Genomic DNA, 16561 nt, shown 5'->3' with positions numbered 1-16561 from the left:
TTACATTATTTTTACCCATGTTCGGCGAGCACGAGCTGAAAACCCAGTTCATCAAAATCATCGACAAGAAAATCCACCTCGTGGAGAGTTCTGAGGATACCGTCCTTTATCGGAGGGACGATGTGAGCGTGCTCATAAAGCGGGGCGGCGAAAATCTTCTGGTTCTTCCGGCCCCCGCCGAGGGCTACGGTGTGAAGTTCCTGATGATAAAGCTCTCGGAGAGGATAGCCGTACCCCCCGGGGAGAAACTGACCGGCTACCTCTCGGCGCCCATAGACATCTCCGTACGGAGCGGGAATATAGAGATAGACCGCTTCGTCGTCGGAAGGGAGAAATACGCACTCTACGGCGAGAAAACCATCGGGGTTATAGCGCGCTATCATGTTAGCGACTTCTACGGGGAGATACCCGACTCACCGGGGATCGTGAAACTGATTATCAACAATCCAACGGAGAGCTGGAAGCTCGTGGAAAAGATAGTGTTCCCGATAAGGAACAGCGTGATGTTCTACTCCGAGGACAGGGCGTATTATCCGCTGATAATACTCACCACGAAGGAAATCTACGAGGTCAACAACACAGGAAATCCGCCTGACGGAACGCTGAAGCCAACCCACGAGGCTGAACCGCTCCCCAACTTCAGGATGAGGTGGTGACCATGGCAACGAACAACACAACGGTTCCCCGTCCAGAGATACCCGTGGACATAGGCGTCTCACTCTTCACTTTGATCGAGGCCGCCCTGATAATAGCGGGCATGATAGTTCTGGGCAGGCTCATGAGGCGCTTCATCCTCAGAAAATCCAAGGAGACGACCCTCACCTGGATAATCAACGAGGACACGGCGGATATAATCTTCCGGATGTTCGTGCTCGGTGGAATAATCTGGGCCCTGTACCTGCTCGGCATAATGAGCTATGAGGTATGGAACACCACCGTGGGGAACATAGCCTTCGCGATAGGGTTCTTCTACTTCGCGTACCTCATAGCCAAGAAGTCCAAGGATTACATGATCGCCAGCTCTGGAAAGGAGGCCCGGCCGGATGTCATGGTTAAGGCAAAGATATTCTACTACATCTTCCTGACCGTGGCGTTTTTCCTAGCCCTCAACTTTGCGGGGGTAAGCGGTGAGCTGAGCGCGGTTCTGGCGGCCATTGGAATAACAGGTATAGTCCTCGGTTTCGCGGCTCAGACCGTTGTTTCGAACTTCGTCTCCGGAGTCTTCATGTACTTTGACAAGCCGCTCTCGATAGGCGACCAGGTGCAGATAGGCGAGCTGGAGGGCGTCGTTGAGGACATAAGGATACTCTCGACGAGGATAAGGGCCTGGGACGGGACTCTGATAAGGATTCCAAACGAGAAGCTCTTCAACAGCAACATAGTGAACTTCATGCGCTACCCGGTGAGGCGCGTGGACGTTGACATGGGCATATCCTACAGCGCCGACGCTGAGAAGGCCATCCGAATAATAAAAGACGTTCTGGACGGGATACCCCTTGTTCTGGCCGAGCCGGAGCCCCTGGTTTACGTCAACGAGCTCTCGGACAGCGCGGTTATGATCGCCATACGGGCATGGGCACCCAGCGAGAAGTGGTTTGACGTCAGAACGAGAGTCATACGGGACGTTAAGAAGGCCCTAGACGAGGCCGGAATAGAGATACCGTTCCCGCAGAGGGTGAACTGGTTCGCCAACGAGCTGAGGGTGAAGGTGGAGGAAAGCGGGGAAAGGGAGGAAAGGGCTTAGTCTCCCTTCTTTTCCATCAGGGCGTAGAAGAATCCTATGGTCCCGTGCCTGTGGGGCCAGGCGCGCATCGTCCCGGGCAGAAAGCCCTCATCGTATGGCCCATCGAGCGGAATCAGCGCGGCGTCACCGTGCCTCTCAAGGAACCACTCCACCACTTCCTCGTTCTCCTCGGGGAGCATGGAGCAGGTTGAATACAGCAGCCTGCCTCCGGGTTTGAGGAGCCTCCACGCACTCTCAAGAAGCTCCCTTTGAAGTTTCACGACCTTTGGAATGTTTTTCTCACGGAGACGCCATCGAAGCTCCGGGTTCTTCGCTATCGTTCCATCGCTGGTGCACGGCGCGTCGAGCATCACCCTGTCGGCTATTCCCTCCCCCAGCATCTCCGGCGCCTTCCTGCCGTCCGCCCTGATGGTCTCTGCAATCTCAACGCCCGTACGCCTGAGAACCTCCTTCATGCGCTTTATCCTGGCACCGTCCACGTCGAAGGCGTAGATTTTCCCCTCGTTGTTCATCAGCTCGGCCATGTGGGCGGTTTTACCCCCTGGGGCGGCGGCCAAATCCACGACCGTTTCTCCGGGCTCCGGAGCCAGAACCAGAGAGGCAACCGCTGCCGCCTCCTCCTGCGCTATGGCAAACCCCTTGTTGAAGAGCCATTCCGGGTTGAAGGGATCAAGGATTCTGAGAACGGTATCAACCCTACCGCTCCTCTCGAACCTGACGTTCTTTTTCCTCAGGTATCCCTCCACGTCCCCAGGGCTTGCCCTCAGTAGGTTAACCCGGATGCTCGTCGGCAGGGTCTCGTTGAGCGCCTTGAGAAGAGCCTCCGCCTCGTCACCGAGGAGTCCCCTCATCCCAGCTATGAACCACTCGGGAAAGAGGTAGTCCCATTTGAGGCGCTTTTCCTCGGTGTCGATGACCGGTACGTACTCTAGGATCTGCGGAAGGAGGTCGTAGTAGTAATAACCCACGTAGGGGTGCGTTTTCTTCGACAGAAACTGGGCGAGGCCCTTCAGATGTTGCCGCGTCCTTTCACCGGGATCCCTGAAGACCGCCACCTCAACGGCCACCCTGAGCGTCGCCCTGAGCCAGGGGTCCAGGATGAGCGGAGAAACACCCACCAGTTCCTCTATTACCTCGTCTATGAGGCCCAGCCTCCGCTGAATTGAATAGAATATCCCCGTGAGCTTGGAGTTCTCCCAGCCCTCGATTTTGTACCTCGCGAAGGCCTTTCTCTTGGCGCTCTGGCTGGGCTTGATTTCCTCCCCGAGCTTCACGGCCTCTATAAGGGCATACAGTTGCCTGTCGCTGAGCTTGAGTTTTCCCAAGTTCATCCCTCCGATAGGGGAAGCTTGGCTCAGGCCGTTTTGAACCTTTCCATGACCCTGGCCGCGACCTTCCGGACTTCCTCATCGTTCGATTCAAGGAGTTGCAGGAGGATTGGCTCAAAAACTGTCCTGTCTATCTCTGGGCGAATTCCCCACATGGTTATGGCGTCGAGCACCATGAGCGCGGGGAACTGAAGCTGGGGGTCCGTCAGGGCATCCTTCAGAAACTGCAGAACCCTGGACACGGCCTCCTCGTCCCAGGTGTAGATGAAGTAGTAACCGAAGAACTCCAGCGCCGGGAGCGGGCGCTCCTCGAGGAAGGACAGAACGCTCTCAAGAACGTCCCTCCTGCCCCCGCGGGAGGCAAGAAACGCCAGGATCTTCGCGGCCTTGTTCCTCTCCCATGGATTCCTGGACTCAACGATCTCAAAGAGCGCTGGGATCAGGGGGTGGAGAGCCTTGAGCTCCCCGTTGTTCAGTCTAGAGACAAGCTTGGAGAGCACCCACAGGGCGTTCGATCTCCTTTCCGCATCGCGGGAACGCAGGAAACTCTCCAGCTCCGATACCGACTCGGGCCTTGTGCGGAGGACCTCGGCAAGCGCCGAAGCGTCACCATCGTCAACTAGCTTTTCTATTGGGGGCAGCTCGGGGACATCAGCGACCTCTTCGGAAGGTGTTTCCTCCACCTCCACGGGTCGCGAGCTGGGAGCGGGAGGAGAGAACTCAAGAACGGCAGCCGAACCCCCAGAAGGGCCGCTAACGACCTGAAACCGGGGAGTGAACTCCTCTATTCCCTCCAGCTCCAGGGTTTTGGACAGCCACCTCAGGAGGAACTCGTCCCCAAGGGAGATGGCCAGGTCCATGGCCATCGAGTATTCACCATCCAACACAAGTCTGTGGAGAACGTTCTTGGCCTCCTCGGGCCTGGAACGGTAATGAGAAGAAAGGAGCTCCTCGATTCTGCCCTGGAGTTTTTTCGCCTTTGAACGTATCAGGAAGTCACCGCTCTGAACCGCGACCCGTTTAACCCTGGAGAGAACTCCGGGCAGGGTCTTTATCGCCTCCTCCGGAACCTCCGCGCGAAGTGCCTCTGAGAGCACGTCAAGCACGAAGTCCACGAGGAGGTCGTCATCCTCACTCAGGAGCAGGTCCGAGGCCTCTTCAAGTAGGGTTAGGAGGCTCTTGGCGTCCCCGGTGAAGACGAATATGTTGAGCAGAAGCCTGAGCCCCATCGCCCTGAGGCGCGGATTCTCGTGGGAGACCAGCCAAGAGACTTTGGAGCGAACGGCAGGGGAGGGATGGGAAACCGTGAGTTTGGCCACGAGGTCGCTTATCTCGATAGAAGTGAACTCCATCCCCGGATCCTTGATGAGCTTGACCAGGACATCCACGAGGCACAGAAACTCATCCTTTCTCAGGGGAAATCCATCCACCAGCGCGGAGAGAACCTTGAGAGACTTCGTGACCAAGCGCGTATCCTTGGACTCCAGCGCAGATAGTATCGTCCCAAAACCGTTGTTCATGACGAGGAGCTTCGTCCTGTCGTCTCCCTTCTTCAGAACCTCGCCGAGTGCAAGAAGCGCCCTAACCTTGGTGTTCTTATCGCCATGCCCAATCAGGTCTAGGAGCATTAGAAGAACGTCACTGTCCCTGAGGGCCAGCTCGACTGCCTCGTTTATCTGCCACGAGAGGACCATTTCGCGAAGTTCATCCTTGGATGGGATAGTCCTTTCAAGCGGCACGATGAGTAATATAACTAACTTGACATATATCACTTTCGCTTGAAATATCCGCGGAGGTCATTGCTCCCTTGAGAAGCCCAGCAGATCCGCGAGCCTCGGATCGACCCCTTCGGGATCCTCCTCCCAGAGCTTCATCAGCAGGGCCGTGCCGCCGATTATCAGGGCGAGGTTAAGAGCCTCCTCCACGCGACCCTCGATGAGAAATTCCCTCATAACATCAAGCGCTTCATCCTTCCTGGGGCTGTAGTAGGAAAACAGAACCTTCTCCACCTCCGTCCTCACGTTGGAAGCCCTGGAACGGATGAGAACGTTCTCAGCCCCGTTTTCGATGTCCTTGAGAATCGGCAGAAAACCGACCAGCGGACCCATCATATCTGGGGACATGTGGAAAGCCAGCACCTCCTCGAGGAAATCGAGGCCAGCCTCCACCAGAAGCACGTTGTCGCTCGTCATGAGCCCCGAGATGCACTCCAGAACCGCACGACCCTTTCCGTCCAGACTCCCCGAGTTCAGGAAAAGACGCATTCCAAGGGCCTGTAGGTAGAGGTTATCGGAGGACAAAAGCTCGTTTATCCTCTCCCTGCTCTTCCAGCTCAGGGGAGGCATCTGAAGCTTGCCGAAGAGGTCTAGAACCGAGAGGTACAGGAAGGTGTCGTTCCTCTCCACGACTGGGACAACCGCGTCTATGAGCGCCAAGAGCCGGAGTTCGTCGATCTGAACCCCATCGAACAGCCGCAGGAGAACCTCTATCGTTCTTGAGACTATCCTGCCGTCCTCGTCTCCAAGAAGAACCGTCAGTCTGTTAAAGCCGTTTCTAAGGACGGCGGACTTTATCCGCCCGTTCTGCTCCTTGAGGAGCTCTCCGAGTGCCGTTAGCGCCCTCAGGCGCGTTGCGGCATCCTCGTCTCTCAGGAGACCAAGGAGGGACGTCACGACGTACTCGTCCCCGTTGGCAATGTCAATTATATCCATCGCCCGCCAGGACATCACCAGCTCCCTAATTTGATCCATGGGTTCCACCCCTCATTATACCCACGAGATATTGAACTTCATCCAATATATTGTTTTCGCTTCACATGCGTTGGAACCTGTACACATCAACGGAGATTCTCTCCAGCCTCTTCCGATGGAAGAAGAACTGGGCCGGAATCTCAAAGGGAAGGGTTACTCTATGCGTTATCGAAAAACCGAAGTCTCTCACAAAGGCTTCGATGAAGCGCCTTACCTCGGGCTTGGCCAGGTGGATGGAGTACACAACGTCGCCCACCTCAAAGGCCTTGGTCAAAAAGGGCCTGTCGGCGTGGGGGTTCTGGCTGCCGAAAGGTGGGTTCATCACCACGGTGTTAACACTCGCCGAAAAATCCGAGACGTGGGTGTGGAGGACCTCAACACAGTCCGCCAGCCCAAGGCGCTCCACGTTACCGTGGAGAACCTCGACGGCATCGCCGTCAACCTCAACCGCGTAGACCCTCTCAGCGCCGAGGAGGCAGGCACCGACGGTCAAAACCCCCGTTCCTGCACCCAGGTCGGCAACAACTCTACCGGCGATATCGCCCCGGGAGTGCGCCAGCCAGAGCAGTTCGGCCGCGACATTCCCAGGGGTTCGGTACTGTTCAAGCTCAGGTTTTGGATTCCTGAAGCCCTCCAGCCGGGAGAGAGTCATGGCAAGGTGTTTTTTCTTCAATCTCTCACCCCGTGAAGCGCTATGCCCATCGGCTCGTCGGTCTCGCGCCTCCCGCCGAGTATCTCATCGAAGGCGTACTCCTCGCGAAGGCCCAGGAGTATCTCGACCTCCGGCGGCGTCAGCACCGGCTTCCTCCAGTTCTCGTAGTCGTCTATCGGAACGCGCGGGCAGGCTACCACAACGTACGCATCGAAGTCGAAGCCCTCGAGGGCGGGGTAGTTGATGTGGTTCATCGCTATGAGTCTCGCGTACTTCCCGTGTTCGCGGAGAAGCTTTACCACGCGCTTTGCCTCGGCCAGGCGAAGCTGTCCTTTTTTGGTGCTCGTTATCACGCCAAAGCGCTCCGCATCCATGGCCTTCGCTATCTGTGCCCAGCGCCTCCTGATCAGGCGCTCCGCTTCTTTATCCATCCAGACCGCATCGCCTGAGTACGGGTTGACTGCGAGGGTGGGCTTCCGGGTTGCCAGGGCAACGCCGATGGGGTGGAAGTAGCCGGCGCCGATGAAGAGAACCCCCTCCCCGTCAACCTTCGCCGCGGCAAAGTTGCAGCCGAGAACCTGACCCGGCCAGCTGACGCGCGAGTCCCCATGGTCCACAAGGACCTCGAAACCCTGCTTTTCCAAAAACTCCCTCGCCCGGTCGAGCTGGTGGATGTGCTGAGCGGTCGTGACGAGGGCTATCCTCCTTCCCAGCTTCCCGATCTCGCTCAGGTTCTTCTCGAGGGATGGAACCACATCAACGTTCGCAAAGGCGGGAACGAATATCGTTGGGACCTCGAGGTGAAGGCGCATGTAGGAGTGACCGAGGTGTATCAGAGCATCGCAGCCGAGGAGCCTTGCCTCCCTATCGGCGGGGTCGCAGGCACCGTAGTTTATATCCCCACTTATTATCGCCTCTATCCCGTTCTCCTCAAGGAAATCCGCCAGAGACTGGGCCTCCCTCTTCAGCCCCTCCGGCGTCTGAATGAGCACCCTCTCCACGCCAAGCTCTCGCAGGGTTTTCAATATCTCGCGGGTCGAAACCTCGTGCATGGAACCACCACACTGTGTAGCTGGGAAGCGTTTAAATGTCCATCGGCGTCAATACCATCGGAAAGAGTTAAAAGCAAAAAATCGCAACATGAAACGGTGAACAACGTGGTAGAGTTCACTGAGATTCTTGGCGAGGCATGGGGCAGGTTCGAGGAGACCAAATGGCTCCTGCCGGTTCCGGTCATAATGAGCCTGATGGACTACGGGAAGGTCATCGGAGTCCTGAACTTCGAGGGTACCCATGTTGGAATCCGGTTTCCGCTCCCCGAGCCCGCGCCGACACTCTGGAGCTTCGTCTCCCTGCCGGCTAATGCGTCCGGCCTGACGTTTTCCACCCAGGGTCTCATGGTCATGGCCCTCTTCATCCTCCTCGGGAGCTACCTCGAGGCGGGTTACCTTGGAAGCATAAGGGATGCTCTGCGGATGGTGGAGGGAAGCTTTCTCGATAATGCGAAAAGGGACTTTTTCGAGTTCCTTCAGTTCAATCTGATGCTGTACGCCGTTATGGTTGTCCTAATCATCCCCCTCATGGCAATGCCGTCCATGTTCCTCCTGGCCTTTCCGGCGCTCCTCGTGTTCCTGTACGCGATCTACGGGACACCGTTTCTGATCTCGATCCACGGGCTTGGATTCGGCGATGCCCTGGGGGAGAGCATCAACCTGGCGAGGATGGGCGGGGAATACCTGGACTACGCCCTCAAGTACCTCGCCTTGGGGGCGCTGATTTCAGTCCCGTTGACCTTCATCGTGACGAACACCGGGCTACCGGGTCTCGTGGTGGGATTACTGCTCTCAGCTCCCCTCTCCCTGACCCTGAGCGTCGCCACGGTTCTCTTCTTCATGGGACAGATGGAACATCAATAGACATCAATGGCTTTCAGTAAACCTTATCAACCATCGATGCACATATTACTTCTGCCACTCGGAGGTGGTAGCATGAGAAGGGAAATCGGTGTAGTTCTGGGATTTTTGGTTCTCCTGGCAATGGCCAGCCCAGTTTCGGCATTCAGCAAGGGCGGGGGAGACTACTGGCACCCGTACCCGACCAACGTGATACCCGGGGACATCGTCATAGGCCACGGCGAAAAGAGCGACTTCTTCATACCCGGCTACTGGACGCACACTGGAATCATAGCCTACTATGACACCTATTACGGCGATTGGGTGGTTATAGAGGCCTGGGAGTCGGGTATAAGGATGGTCCTGCTCTCGGACTTCCTCAGCAGGTACGACACAGTTGCCGTTCTTCGCGTCGCCACAAGCGACTACGTGAGACAGAACGCGGTTTACTTCGCCTACTATCAGCTGGGCAAGCCCTACGACTGGGGCTGGTGGACGAAACAGGTGTATGGCGACAGTTACTACTGCTCCGAGCTCGTCTGGGCAGCCTACATGGCAGCCGGTGGTCCCGATATAGACGCGCACCCCGGCTGGACGTGGACCTACCTGAACGGCGTCGCCCCGCAGGAGATTTACGACGACGGGGATACCTACGTGGTCTACTACCACTCGGTCTGAGCTTTCCCCTTCTTTTTATGCAATTCTGTTGAACAATCGTTCATGCAACCCTCGTAATCGGGCAAAATATCCTTGAGGAATACAAAGCTATTTATTGGTTAATGTCAAAGTTCTAACAAAGTCCCGGAGGGATATGTATGAGGAAATACGCCCTATTTGTGCTCTTGCCCCTTGTTTTTCTGGCGTTTCAGTCCCCGGCCCTCGCCCTCAGCGGTGGAGGGGGAAGTTACGAGCATCCTTATCCAACGGACGTGATGGTCGGGGACGTGGTTGTGGGACACAGCCCGAGCAGCGATTGGCTCATTCCCGGCCACTGGACGCACAGCGCCATGGTAGCCTACGAGGAGAACGGTGAGTGGTACGTTGTGGAGGCGTGGTTCAGCGGGGTTAGGATAATCACCCTGAGGGAGTACATGGCCCGGTACGACGAGGTCGCGCTCCTGAGGGTCTCGACATCCGGGGAGGTAAAGGCCAACGCCGTTGCCTTCGCCATCGCCCAGCTCGGGAAACCCTACGATTTCGCAGTTTGGACGAAGCAGGTATATGGAGACCGTTACTACTGCTCAGAACTCGTTTGGGCCGCATACATTGCGGCAGGTGGTCCAGATATCGACGCCCACCCACACTTCTCGTGGAGTTACCTCTGGGGAGTGGCCCCCCAGGAGATATACGACGACGGTGACACCCACGTGGTCTACCAGCACTCCGCTTGACCTTTTCCCACTCTTTTTGCCGGACAGAAAGCCTTAAATACTTTCAACGTCAATAATACCTCGAAGTTCGATGCATCGAGGTGACAGGCATGAGTGATTTTATCATAACGACCACCGAGAATATTCCCGGCTACCGGGTGGTCGAGGTCAAGGGCCTCGCGAGGGGCGGCATAGTCAGGGCCACCCACGTCGGAAGGGACATAATGGCGTTCTTCAAGAACCTCAAGGGCGGAGAGGTTCAGGAGTACACCCAGATGCTCGCGGAGGCGAGGGAGGAGGCATTGAGGAGGATGAAGCTCCACGCTGAAGACATGGGGGCAAATGCCGTCATAGGGGTCCGCTTCATGACCTCCGCGGTCGCCTCTGGCATGGCCGAGATATACGCCTACGGTACGGCGGTGGTCGTTGAGAAGATTGAGGAGGAGTGAGCATGTATCTCCTCCCGTTCCCCATAATAGGCGGGCTGCTGGCGTGGGCAACGATTTACTTCCTTGGCTTCGAGAAGCAGAGGTGGGGAGAGTTCGCCCTCGGTTTGGCCGCGTTCTTCATAGCCATGATTATCCAGAACCCCGTCCAGCAGCTTCCCCTCCTCGGGATGGGAATAAAGTCCAACGCCGACGTTATAGCGAGAGGAACCGCGTTCACCATAGGTGTTTCGATATGGCTCGGTCTTATCGCTGGGATAATACAGGAGGGAGCAAAGTACCTCTTGGTGAAGGGAAAGAGCCTGAACACGGGACTCTTCCTCGGCCTGGGCTTCGGGATAACGGAGGTCTTCGTCATCGCCGGGGCGGCCCTCGCGGGAGCGCTGGCGACCGGAAAGCCGCTCGACGTCCCGCTAAGCACGGCACTCATCTCGATGGTGGAGCGCTACTTCGTCGTCCTGTTCCACGTGGGGACCGGAATATACCTCGCGTACGCATACAGGGAGGGCTACGGGAAGACCGGCCTTATGGCGATTATAGGAATCCACACGGTCATCGACTCGATGGCGGCGTACTACCAGCTCACGAAAAGCGCACCGGTCATGTACGCGGTAGAAGTTATAAGCGCCCTCGCCGCACTGGGTCTGCTGTACTACACGATTCCGAAGGCGAAGCTCGAGCTTCCGGAGGAAGAGGCCACCCTGTGGTGAGCGACGTGCTGATGGATAGAAAGGAGAAAGCCCTCAAAAAGCTGAGGAAGGACCTTCGCTCAGGACTCTACTCCTACCTAGTCCTCCTGCTCCTGGAGCGGGAAGGGGAGCTGCACGGCTACGCGATACGGAAAAGGCTCGAGGAGCTGAGCGACGGCAGAATCGTGCCGAGCGAAGGGGCACTCTACGACATCCTCAAGAGCCTGAAGAAGAGCGGACTGGTTCAGGACACCTGGGCGGAGGTCGGCGGGAGACCGAGGAAGTACTACTCCCTGACGAAGCTCGGACGGACGGTTCTAGAGGAACTCAAAGCAGATGTGGATGCAATACTGGAGACCTTTGAAAAGATGGAAAAGGCGGAGAAGGGCATCAGCTCTCTAAAGCCTTAACTAGGTCTTCTCTGTCCAGCTTTTTTGTTATCCCCATCTCAACGGCGTGCTCGAGCACGTAATCGGGAAGTTCCTCGCCGAAGAAGGCCTTCACACCCTTTCCGGGGAAGTAGAAAGCGTAAACGCGGACGTTTTTATCGAGGCACCTGCCCCTCGCGACCATGAAGCCCTTCTCGGCGTTAACCCTCACAATCTCCCACGAGAAAACCTCCGCGAGGCCGAAAAAGGCCTCAAAGAGCTTTACTCTGGCATCTTTCAGAGCCTTGTTTACAGCCTGCCGAGAGATTCCGAGGGCCTCGGCTATTTCAACCTCGCGCATCCCCTTCGCCTTCATCAGCCAGACCCTCTCCATGCCCTCGGGGAGTCTAAGCATTTCTCATAGCCTCCCGGATGAGTTTTAGAACCTCCACCCCTCTATCCGAGGATAGCAGATAAGACTTTCCGTCCGCGACTATGAGGATGAGATCGCCCTTTTGGAAGGTCTTGACTATAAAAACTATCAGCAGGACGAAGAACGCCCCAGGGATGAGGGTTTTTGGGCCCCACTTGTAGAGGGGAAACGCCACCAAGAACGCAGCGCATACGAACGCTGCCAAGCGGAGGAAGGTCTTTTCGCTTTTTGGGAGGGTCTGTGCAAGGAAGAAAACTGTGAAGGTAGAGATTACAAAGACGTCCATGTAGAGCCTGAGTCCGTTATTCCCTGCATTCAAAATCACGAGGTCAGCGAGGGCCCACAAAACCACCGCGAGCCAGGTGAGGGAGTAGGCTTTGAAATGCCTCGTTATGCTTCCCCTGTCAAGCCTCGATAGGAGAGATATCTCCTCGATGGAGCTCAAATCTATCTCCTGCCTTATGAACCAAAAGCCGTAGAGGAGGACGAGCTTTCCGTCTCCAATCTTGGCGCCCATGCCAAGTGATAAAGCCCATGAGAGTATGAAAAAGGGCTCCACAGGAAGTCCAGTAAGCCTGGAAACGTACCACGCGACTGATATTCCAATAACTCCCATCGAGAATAGAAATAGCGGGAGACCCCTAACCGGAAAAGGGCCCGCTTTAATCAGCCGCATTCTGAAATCCCCTCCCATCCTGAAGTTGGACCATTTCCCTCAGAACCCTAAAAGCCTCTCCCCTACTCTCGATGGCTATCAGATAGCTCCTCCGGGAGGTTTTCAGGACAATATAATCCATTCTGTAATATCCAACGAGCAGCAAGAAAGCCATGAAGGTTGCCATAAAAATTGAGACCTCATCAATGGAGCCTGGTTTCACGCGGTTCACGAGAAAACCAAGAACTGGGGGTAAAAGAACGAGGGAGAAAGCTTGGGTTTCTCTCTTGAAGGGCAAAACCATGAAGCCCAGGTACACCAGCCCGGTGGCCTCAAGGACGAACCAGCTGTTAAGGCCGTACTCCGCCACCAGAGGGGAGGTGAGGATTTCAACAAACGCGAAAATTATGACGGAAACGATGAGGATGAACATCCCCGGAAATTCTCTCGCCATGACGGCGTTCTCCAGGCGATTGACGGTCTTCAACTCCCTGATCTCGGTAACTCTGACCTCGGAGCAGAGCCTTCCAAAGAAGTACCGGAACTTCAGCCTCTCCCCTTCAACCTCGACGGACGTTCCCCACGACGCGGCCAAGAAAAACCAGCCCAGGAGGGAAATCCAAACGTAGCCTAGGATAATGGGAACAAACAGAATGAGGGCACTGCCCGTGGCAGCCAAGAAGAGCTGAAAGCCAGAGAAATTCATCGGCACCGCGCCCTCGATCCGCATACCCATCACCTAAGTGTCAACCTATGTAAGTTGACAAAATATTTAAGCCTTTCGATGGGTTTAAATAATTTCACACATTCCTCACCGTGGTGATGGCATGTCCCTTGAGGAGCTCTACCGCTACATAAACTGGCGAATGAACCCGGGGGACGAGAGGGCGAGGGAGAGGTTCGAGAAGATAGAGGAGTTCTTCAAGAAAATCTCCGGCGAACTGCCTTCGAAGGGCAGGGTTCTGGATATATGCGCCGGAACCGGCATAGCGGGCGTTGCCCTCGCCAAGGTAACCGGAGCCAGACGTTTGACTGTCCTCGATGCAAGAAAGGACGACCTCGAGCTGGCGAGGGAATGGCTCAGAATGGCAGGGATACATCCCGAGCTTAGAATGGTTCAGGGGGATGCTAGGGAAGTCGGAAAGCTGGTGGACGAGCACGACGTTGCGGTGCTCTGGGGGTTCACAATGCCGCACTTCGACCCCTTCGATGCGGTCAGGCTCTTCGCAGGGGTTGCCCTGTCGCTCAGCGATGATGGTGTTTTCCTGATAGAGGACATGGACAGGGTTTACTGGATAATGTACCGCATCGGCTACAGGAGGTTCCTGGTTGAGGGAAGGAGGGACGGCCATACGATAGCGTCCATGCACGAGGGCTACGACTTCGTCAGGGGAACTTTCAAGAGGGGCTACTACCTTCTGCCGGAATTCAGGAGGATAAGCGGCGTGGACTTCCATTACTGGGACATCTCAACGCAGCTCGCAATCGGGAGGATGTTCTTCAGGGAGGCCCGGCTCATACCCGGGGAGAGCCGAGGCGTTGAGAACACCTGGGGCGTGCTTTACTTCAGGAAACCGAGAAAAGACGTGGCAGGGCTTGTGCTGGAGGACTTCAGCGCTCCGCTTTGAACCTCATCTCTATTTCCTGGCTCGCGTTGCCGTTTTTAATCACCAGGTAGTAGCCCTCGCCGGAAACGTTGATGTCGAGGGTGACGTTCGTGACGTTCTCCCATCTCATGAGGACGTTATCGCTGTTGCCTTCAAAGTAGCCGGATTTCGACGAGACCACGTAGGCGGAGAAGGGCCTCTCGGCGAGTATGTAGCCGGCTATGTGGGAATTCACGGGCAGAATCTCGGCCTGAACGTCGTTCGGCCCAAAAAAGATCCTCTGGTATGAGTAATCATCGGGAAACATCTCCGCATTGACGACTAGGGTAACCACCACCGCCACCGCAACGGGCACCAGCAAAAGGAAGTATCTTCTCCCTCTCGTCATCAAATACCATATTTGGCCTTAGTTCTTAAAACCCTTTCGAATCATTGCCCCAAAAAGGAAACAGGGGATAGAACGGCGATTTTTCATGAAGATCCTGCAAGGAAGGAACGCAAAGGTTGGATGTTATTGCATTCATCCAACCCGGTTTTGATAATATCACAACCGAATTGCCAACACTTCATAACCTTGGGAGGGAACATGGGAAAATTTCAAAGAGATGAAAAGTCAGGGCGTGTAGAACTCGGGCCTCCTGTCGGCGAATACATCGTTGATGTCGTTGAGCCTCTTGTCCCGCGCGAGGGAGAGGTCAACCTCGACGACGGCCACCTCCTCCCTATCCTCGCTCCCCATGGCCAGCACCTCGGCCTTCGGTGAGGCTATGGTGCTCTTGCCTATGAACCTAAGTCCGCGTTCCTCCCCAATCCTGTTCGCGGTTATCGTGTAAACCCGGTTCTCCAAAGCCCTGATCGGCATAGCCCTGGGCGCGTAGGGCATGACGAGGTTGCTCGGGTGGGCTATGATGTCGGCACCCTTTAAGGCAAGCGTTCTAGCACTCTCCGGGAAGAACCAGTCGAAGCACACCATGACGCCGACCTTCGCGATGCCGATGTTGAAGACGTGGAAGCCAAGGTTGCCCGGCTCGAAGAAGAGCTTCTCGCGGTAGAAGAGATGAATCTTGCGGTACTTTCCGATGTAGCCGCTCCCTATCGGCCCGGTCATCACAGCCGAGTTGTAGAGTCTCCCCTTCTCGTCCTTTTCGGCGGTTCCGGCGACTATGAAAACTCTCAGCTCCCTCGAAAGCTCCATCAGAAACTGAGTCGTTGGTCCATCGGGAATCTGACCCGCAACCTCATCAACCTCATCCCGGCTCTCGAAGTTGTAGCCGGTATCAAAGAGCTCCGGCAGAACGACAAGCTGGGCACCCTTATCGACCGCCTCACGGATCAGCTCCTCGGCCTTGGAATAGTTAACCTCCGGCTCGAGAAGGGCCGGTTCCATCTGAACGTAAGCCACCTTCATGCTACCACCGTCCTAACATCGCCCGCGAGATAGATAAGGTTAGCGGAAGGTCTTTCCAAACCTCAGACCCAATGACATTGGCAGATAAATCCATTGTTGTTTTAAATCAGCCATTGCGATAGGAACAACAACGCATTAATCGTAAAAGCTAGATATGTTTACGGAATGACAGCAAAAAGGACCAAGAGACGTGAAAAGTTGGGGAACTCAGAACCTGCTCTCACACGGCTTTTTGGGGCAGTTGGAGCAGCGCGGCAGCTTTTCGACGGTTCGAAGGTAATCGACCCTTTCCCATGGAAAAGCTTAAAAAGGGACCGCTGGAGCTATGGCTGGAGAGAAAGTCAGGGGTGATGATCATGAAGAGGCGCCCAAGGAAGTGGAAGAAGAAGGGAAGGATGAGGTGGAAGTGGATCAAGAAGAGGATTAGGCGCTTGAAGAGGCAGCGCAGGAAGGAGCGCGGACTCATCTGATGCTCCTCTTCTTATCCTTTTGCTTGGTGGTTCCATGTACTCTTTTGAATCCTTTGAGCGGCTCTCAATGGAGATTGAAACTCCCAGAGGGAGAACTCTCCTGATAGCCGACCCCCACATAGGCTTTGAACTATCCCGGGGGCTGAGGATACGAACTCACTTCGAGGAGAGCCTCGCGGAGTTCATAGCCGAAAAAGACCCCGACCTGCTGATTCTGCTCGGCGACCTCAAAGAGCCGATAGGACTGAGCTTCACGATGAAGCGCCTCCTTATGGGTTTCTTCTCTGATCTCCGGGGGATACCTACGGTGATAACCAAGGGAAACCACGACGGCAGGATAGAGGAGGTGGCCGAAAAGTTTCCCAACGTTGAGGTCGTCGAGCATGCACTCATCGGAGACCTTCTGTTCCTCCACGGGCACACGAACCTTCCAAGGGTGGAGTTTTCGGAGGCCTACCTGGGACACATACATCCAGCGTATACGTTCAAGAGCGGCGGGACATCCAGGAAAACGAAGGTCTTCTTCCGCGTGGGCAAGTTTTTAATCCTCCCAACCATCAACCCCTTCATCGAGGGCTTCGATGTAAGGCAGGGGATAAAGATGGTGCCCTTTCTGAAGGATTCAAGGGAGGGTGAGGCGTTCCTCCCAGAGGGCATTTACTTGGGGCGTGTTCCGCTCTAGGAACAAGAGGTTGCCGTTTTGTCCCGCCGGTGGGGAAAGTTTATTAAGGTATGAAGGGAATACTTCA

At 55.7% G+C, this 16561-nt stretch carries 20 protein-coding genes; 10 read left to right on the top strand and 10 right to left on the bottom strand.

Features of this window, described 5'->3' with window-relative positions:
* Positions 1-17: 17 nt before the first annotated feature.
* A complete protein-coding gene (locus CDI07_RS00460; protein WP_088179740.1) occupies positions 18-656 on the top strand; it encodes a DUF432 domain-containing protein in 639 nt (212 codons plus the stop codon).
* A gap of 2 nt (positions 657-658) precedes the next feature.
* Complete coding sequence (locus tag CDI07_RS00455; protein ID WP_088179739.1) at positions 659-1744, top strand: mechanosensitive ion channel family protein; 1086 nt, start codon at positions 659-661, stop codon at positions 1742-1744.
* Here the strand turns inward: CDI07_RS00455 and CDI07_RS00450 are convergent.
* The 5 genes from CDI07_RS00450 to dph2 all read right to left on the bottom strand — a co-directional run bounded on the left by CDI07_RS00450 (position 1741) and on the right by dph2 (position 7526).
* Complete coding sequence (locus CDI07_RS00450; protein ID WP_088179738.1) at positions 1741-3069, bottom strand: RsmB/NOP family class I SAM-dependent RNA methyltransferase; 1329 nt, start codon at positions 3067-3069, stop codon at positions 1741-1743. The genes CDI07_RS00455 and CDI07_RS00450 overlap by 4 nt on opposite strands.
* 29 nt (positions 3070-3098) lie before the next feature.
* On the bottom strand, positions 3099-4811 hold the full coding sequence (locus tag CDI07_RS00445) for a hypothetical protein (RefSeq protein ID WP_145954962.1): 1713 nt from the start codon (positions 4809-4811) through the stop codon (positions 3099-3101).
* Between the two features lie 57 nt (positions 4812-4868).
* On the bottom strand, positions 4869-5822 hold the full coding sequence (locus tag CDI07_RS00440; RefSeq protein ID WP_088179736.1) for a hypothetical protein: 954 nt from the start codon (positions 5820-5822) through the stop codon (positions 4869-4871).
* A gap of 61 nt (positions 5823-5883) precedes the next feature.
* Complete coding sequence (locus CDI07_RS00435) at positions 5884-6495, bottom strand: METTL5 family protein (protein ID WP_088179735.1); 612 nt, start codon at positions 6493-6495, stop codon at positions 5884-5886.
* Entirely contained in the window at positions 6492-7526 is a 1035-nt protein-coding gene (gene dph2, locus CDI07_RS00430) for a diphthamide biosynthesis enzyme Dph2 (RefSeq protein WP_088179734.1), read from the bottom strand. The genes CDI07_RS00435 and dph2 overlap by 4 nt, the downstream gene beginning before the upstream one ends.
* Positions 7527-7622: 96 nt before the next feature.
* Between dph2 and CDI07_RS00425 the strand changes: the two genes are divergently transcribed.
* From CDI07_RS00425 to CDI07_RS00400, 6 genes are all read left to right on the top strand, one after another.
* A complete protein-coding gene (locus CDI07_RS00425) occupies positions 7623-8390 on the top strand; it encodes a hypothetical protein (protein WP_145954961.1) in 768 nt (255 codons plus the stop codon).
* A 72-nt stretch (positions 8391-8462) separates the two neighbouring features.
* Entirely contained in the window at positions 8463-9044 is a 582-nt protein-coding gene (locus CDI07_RS00420) for a YiiX/YebB-like N1pC/P60 family cysteine hydrolase (protein ID WP_088179732.1), read from the top strand.
* 137 nt (positions 9045-9181) lie between these two features.
* Positions 9182-9757, top strand: a complete 576-nt coding sequence (locus tag CDI07_RS00415) for a YiiX/YebB-like N1pC/P60 family cysteine hydrolase (RefSeq protein WP_088179731.1) — start codon at positions 9182-9184, stop codon at positions 9755-9757.
* Positions 9758-9846: 89 nt separating this feature from the next.
* The gene (locus CDI07_RS00410; RefSeq protein WP_088179730.1) at positions 9847-10185 is read left to right on the top strand and encodes a heavy metal-binding domain-containing protein; all 339 of its coding nucleotides are present in this window, start codon (positions 9847-9849) and stop codon (positions 10183-10185) included.
* A gap of 2 nt (positions 10186-10187) precedes the next feature.
* Positions 10188-10892, top strand: coding sequence for a YhfC family glutamic-type intramembrane protease (locus CDI07_RS00405; protein ID WP_088179729.1), 705 nt, complete (start codon positions 10188-10190; stop codon positions 10890-10892).
* A gap of 5 nt (positions 10893-10897) precedes the next feature.
* Entirely contained in the window at positions 10898-11281 is a 384-nt protein-coding gene (locus tag CDI07_RS00400; RefSeq protein WP_088179728.1) for a PadR family transcriptional regulator, read from the top strand.
* Here CDI07_RS00400 and CDI07_RS00395 read toward each other — a convergent pair.
* From CDI07_RS00395 to CDI07_RS00385, 3 genes are all read right to left on the bottom strand, one after another.
* On the bottom strand, positions 11262-11654 hold the full coding sequence (locus CDI07_RS00395; RefSeq protein WP_088179727.1) for a sigma factor-like helix-turn-helix DNA-binding protein: 393 nt from the start codon (positions 11652-11654) through the stop codon (positions 11262-11264). The two genes, CDI07_RS00400 and CDI07_RS00395, sit on opposite strands and share 20 nt — an antisense overlap.
* A complete protein-coding gene (locus tag CDI07_RS00390; RefSeq protein WP_145954960.1) occupies positions 11647-12189 on the bottom strand; it encodes a hypothetical protein in 543 nt (180 codons plus the stop codon). The genes CDI07_RS00395 and CDI07_RS00390 overlap by 8 nt, the downstream gene beginning before the upstream one ends.
* Before the next feature lie 145 nt (positions 12190-12334).
* Positions 12335-13057, bottom strand: coding sequence for a hypothetical protein (locus tag CDI07_RS00385; RefSeq protein ID WP_088179725.1), 723 nt, complete (start codon positions 13055-13057; stop codon positions 12335-12337).
* Between the two features lie 97 nt (positions 13058-13154).
* Here CDI07_RS00385 and CDI07_RS00380 point away from each other — a divergent pair, with 97 nt between their 5' ends.
* The gene (locus tag CDI07_RS00380) at positions 13155-13955 is read left to right on the top strand and encodes a class I SAM-dependent methyltransferase (protein WP_088179724.1); all 801 of its coding nucleotides are present in this window, start codon (positions 13155-13157) and stop codon (positions 13953-13955) included.
* Here the strand turns inward: CDI07_RS00380 and CDI07_RS00375 are convergent.
* Positions 13939-14322, bottom strand: a complete 384-nt coding sequence (locus CDI07_RS00375) for a multidrug transporter (RefSeq protein WP_088179723.1) — start codon at positions 14320-14322, stop codon at positions 13939-13941. The genes CDI07_RS00380 and CDI07_RS00375 overlap by 17 nt on opposite strands.
* A gap of 225 nt (positions 14323-14547) precedes the next feature.
* Positions 14548-15342 carry a nitrilase gene (locus tag CDI07_RS00370; protein ID WP_088179722.1) on the bottom strand — a complete coding sequence of 265 codons (795 nt, stop codon included), beginning with the start codon at positions 15340-15342 and terminating at the stop codon, positions 14548-14550.
* 504 nt (positions 15343-15846) lie between these two features.
* On the opposite strand from CDI07_RS00370, the gene CDI07_RS00365 reads away from it, so the two are divergent.
* A complete protein-coding gene (locus tag CDI07_RS00365; protein ID WP_088179721.1) occupies positions 15847-16494 on the top strand; it encodes a metallophosphoesterase in 648 nt (215 codons plus the stop codon).
* Positions 16495-16561: the final 67 nt, after the last annotated feature.

Source organism: Thermococcus sp. 5-4 (assembly GCF_002197185.1).
GTDB classification, from domain to species: Archaea; Methanobacteriota_B; Thermococci; order Thermococcales; family Thermococcaceae; genus Thermococcus; species Thermococcus radiotolerans.
This window is presented reverse-complemented; position numbering and strand designations above follow the sequence as displayed.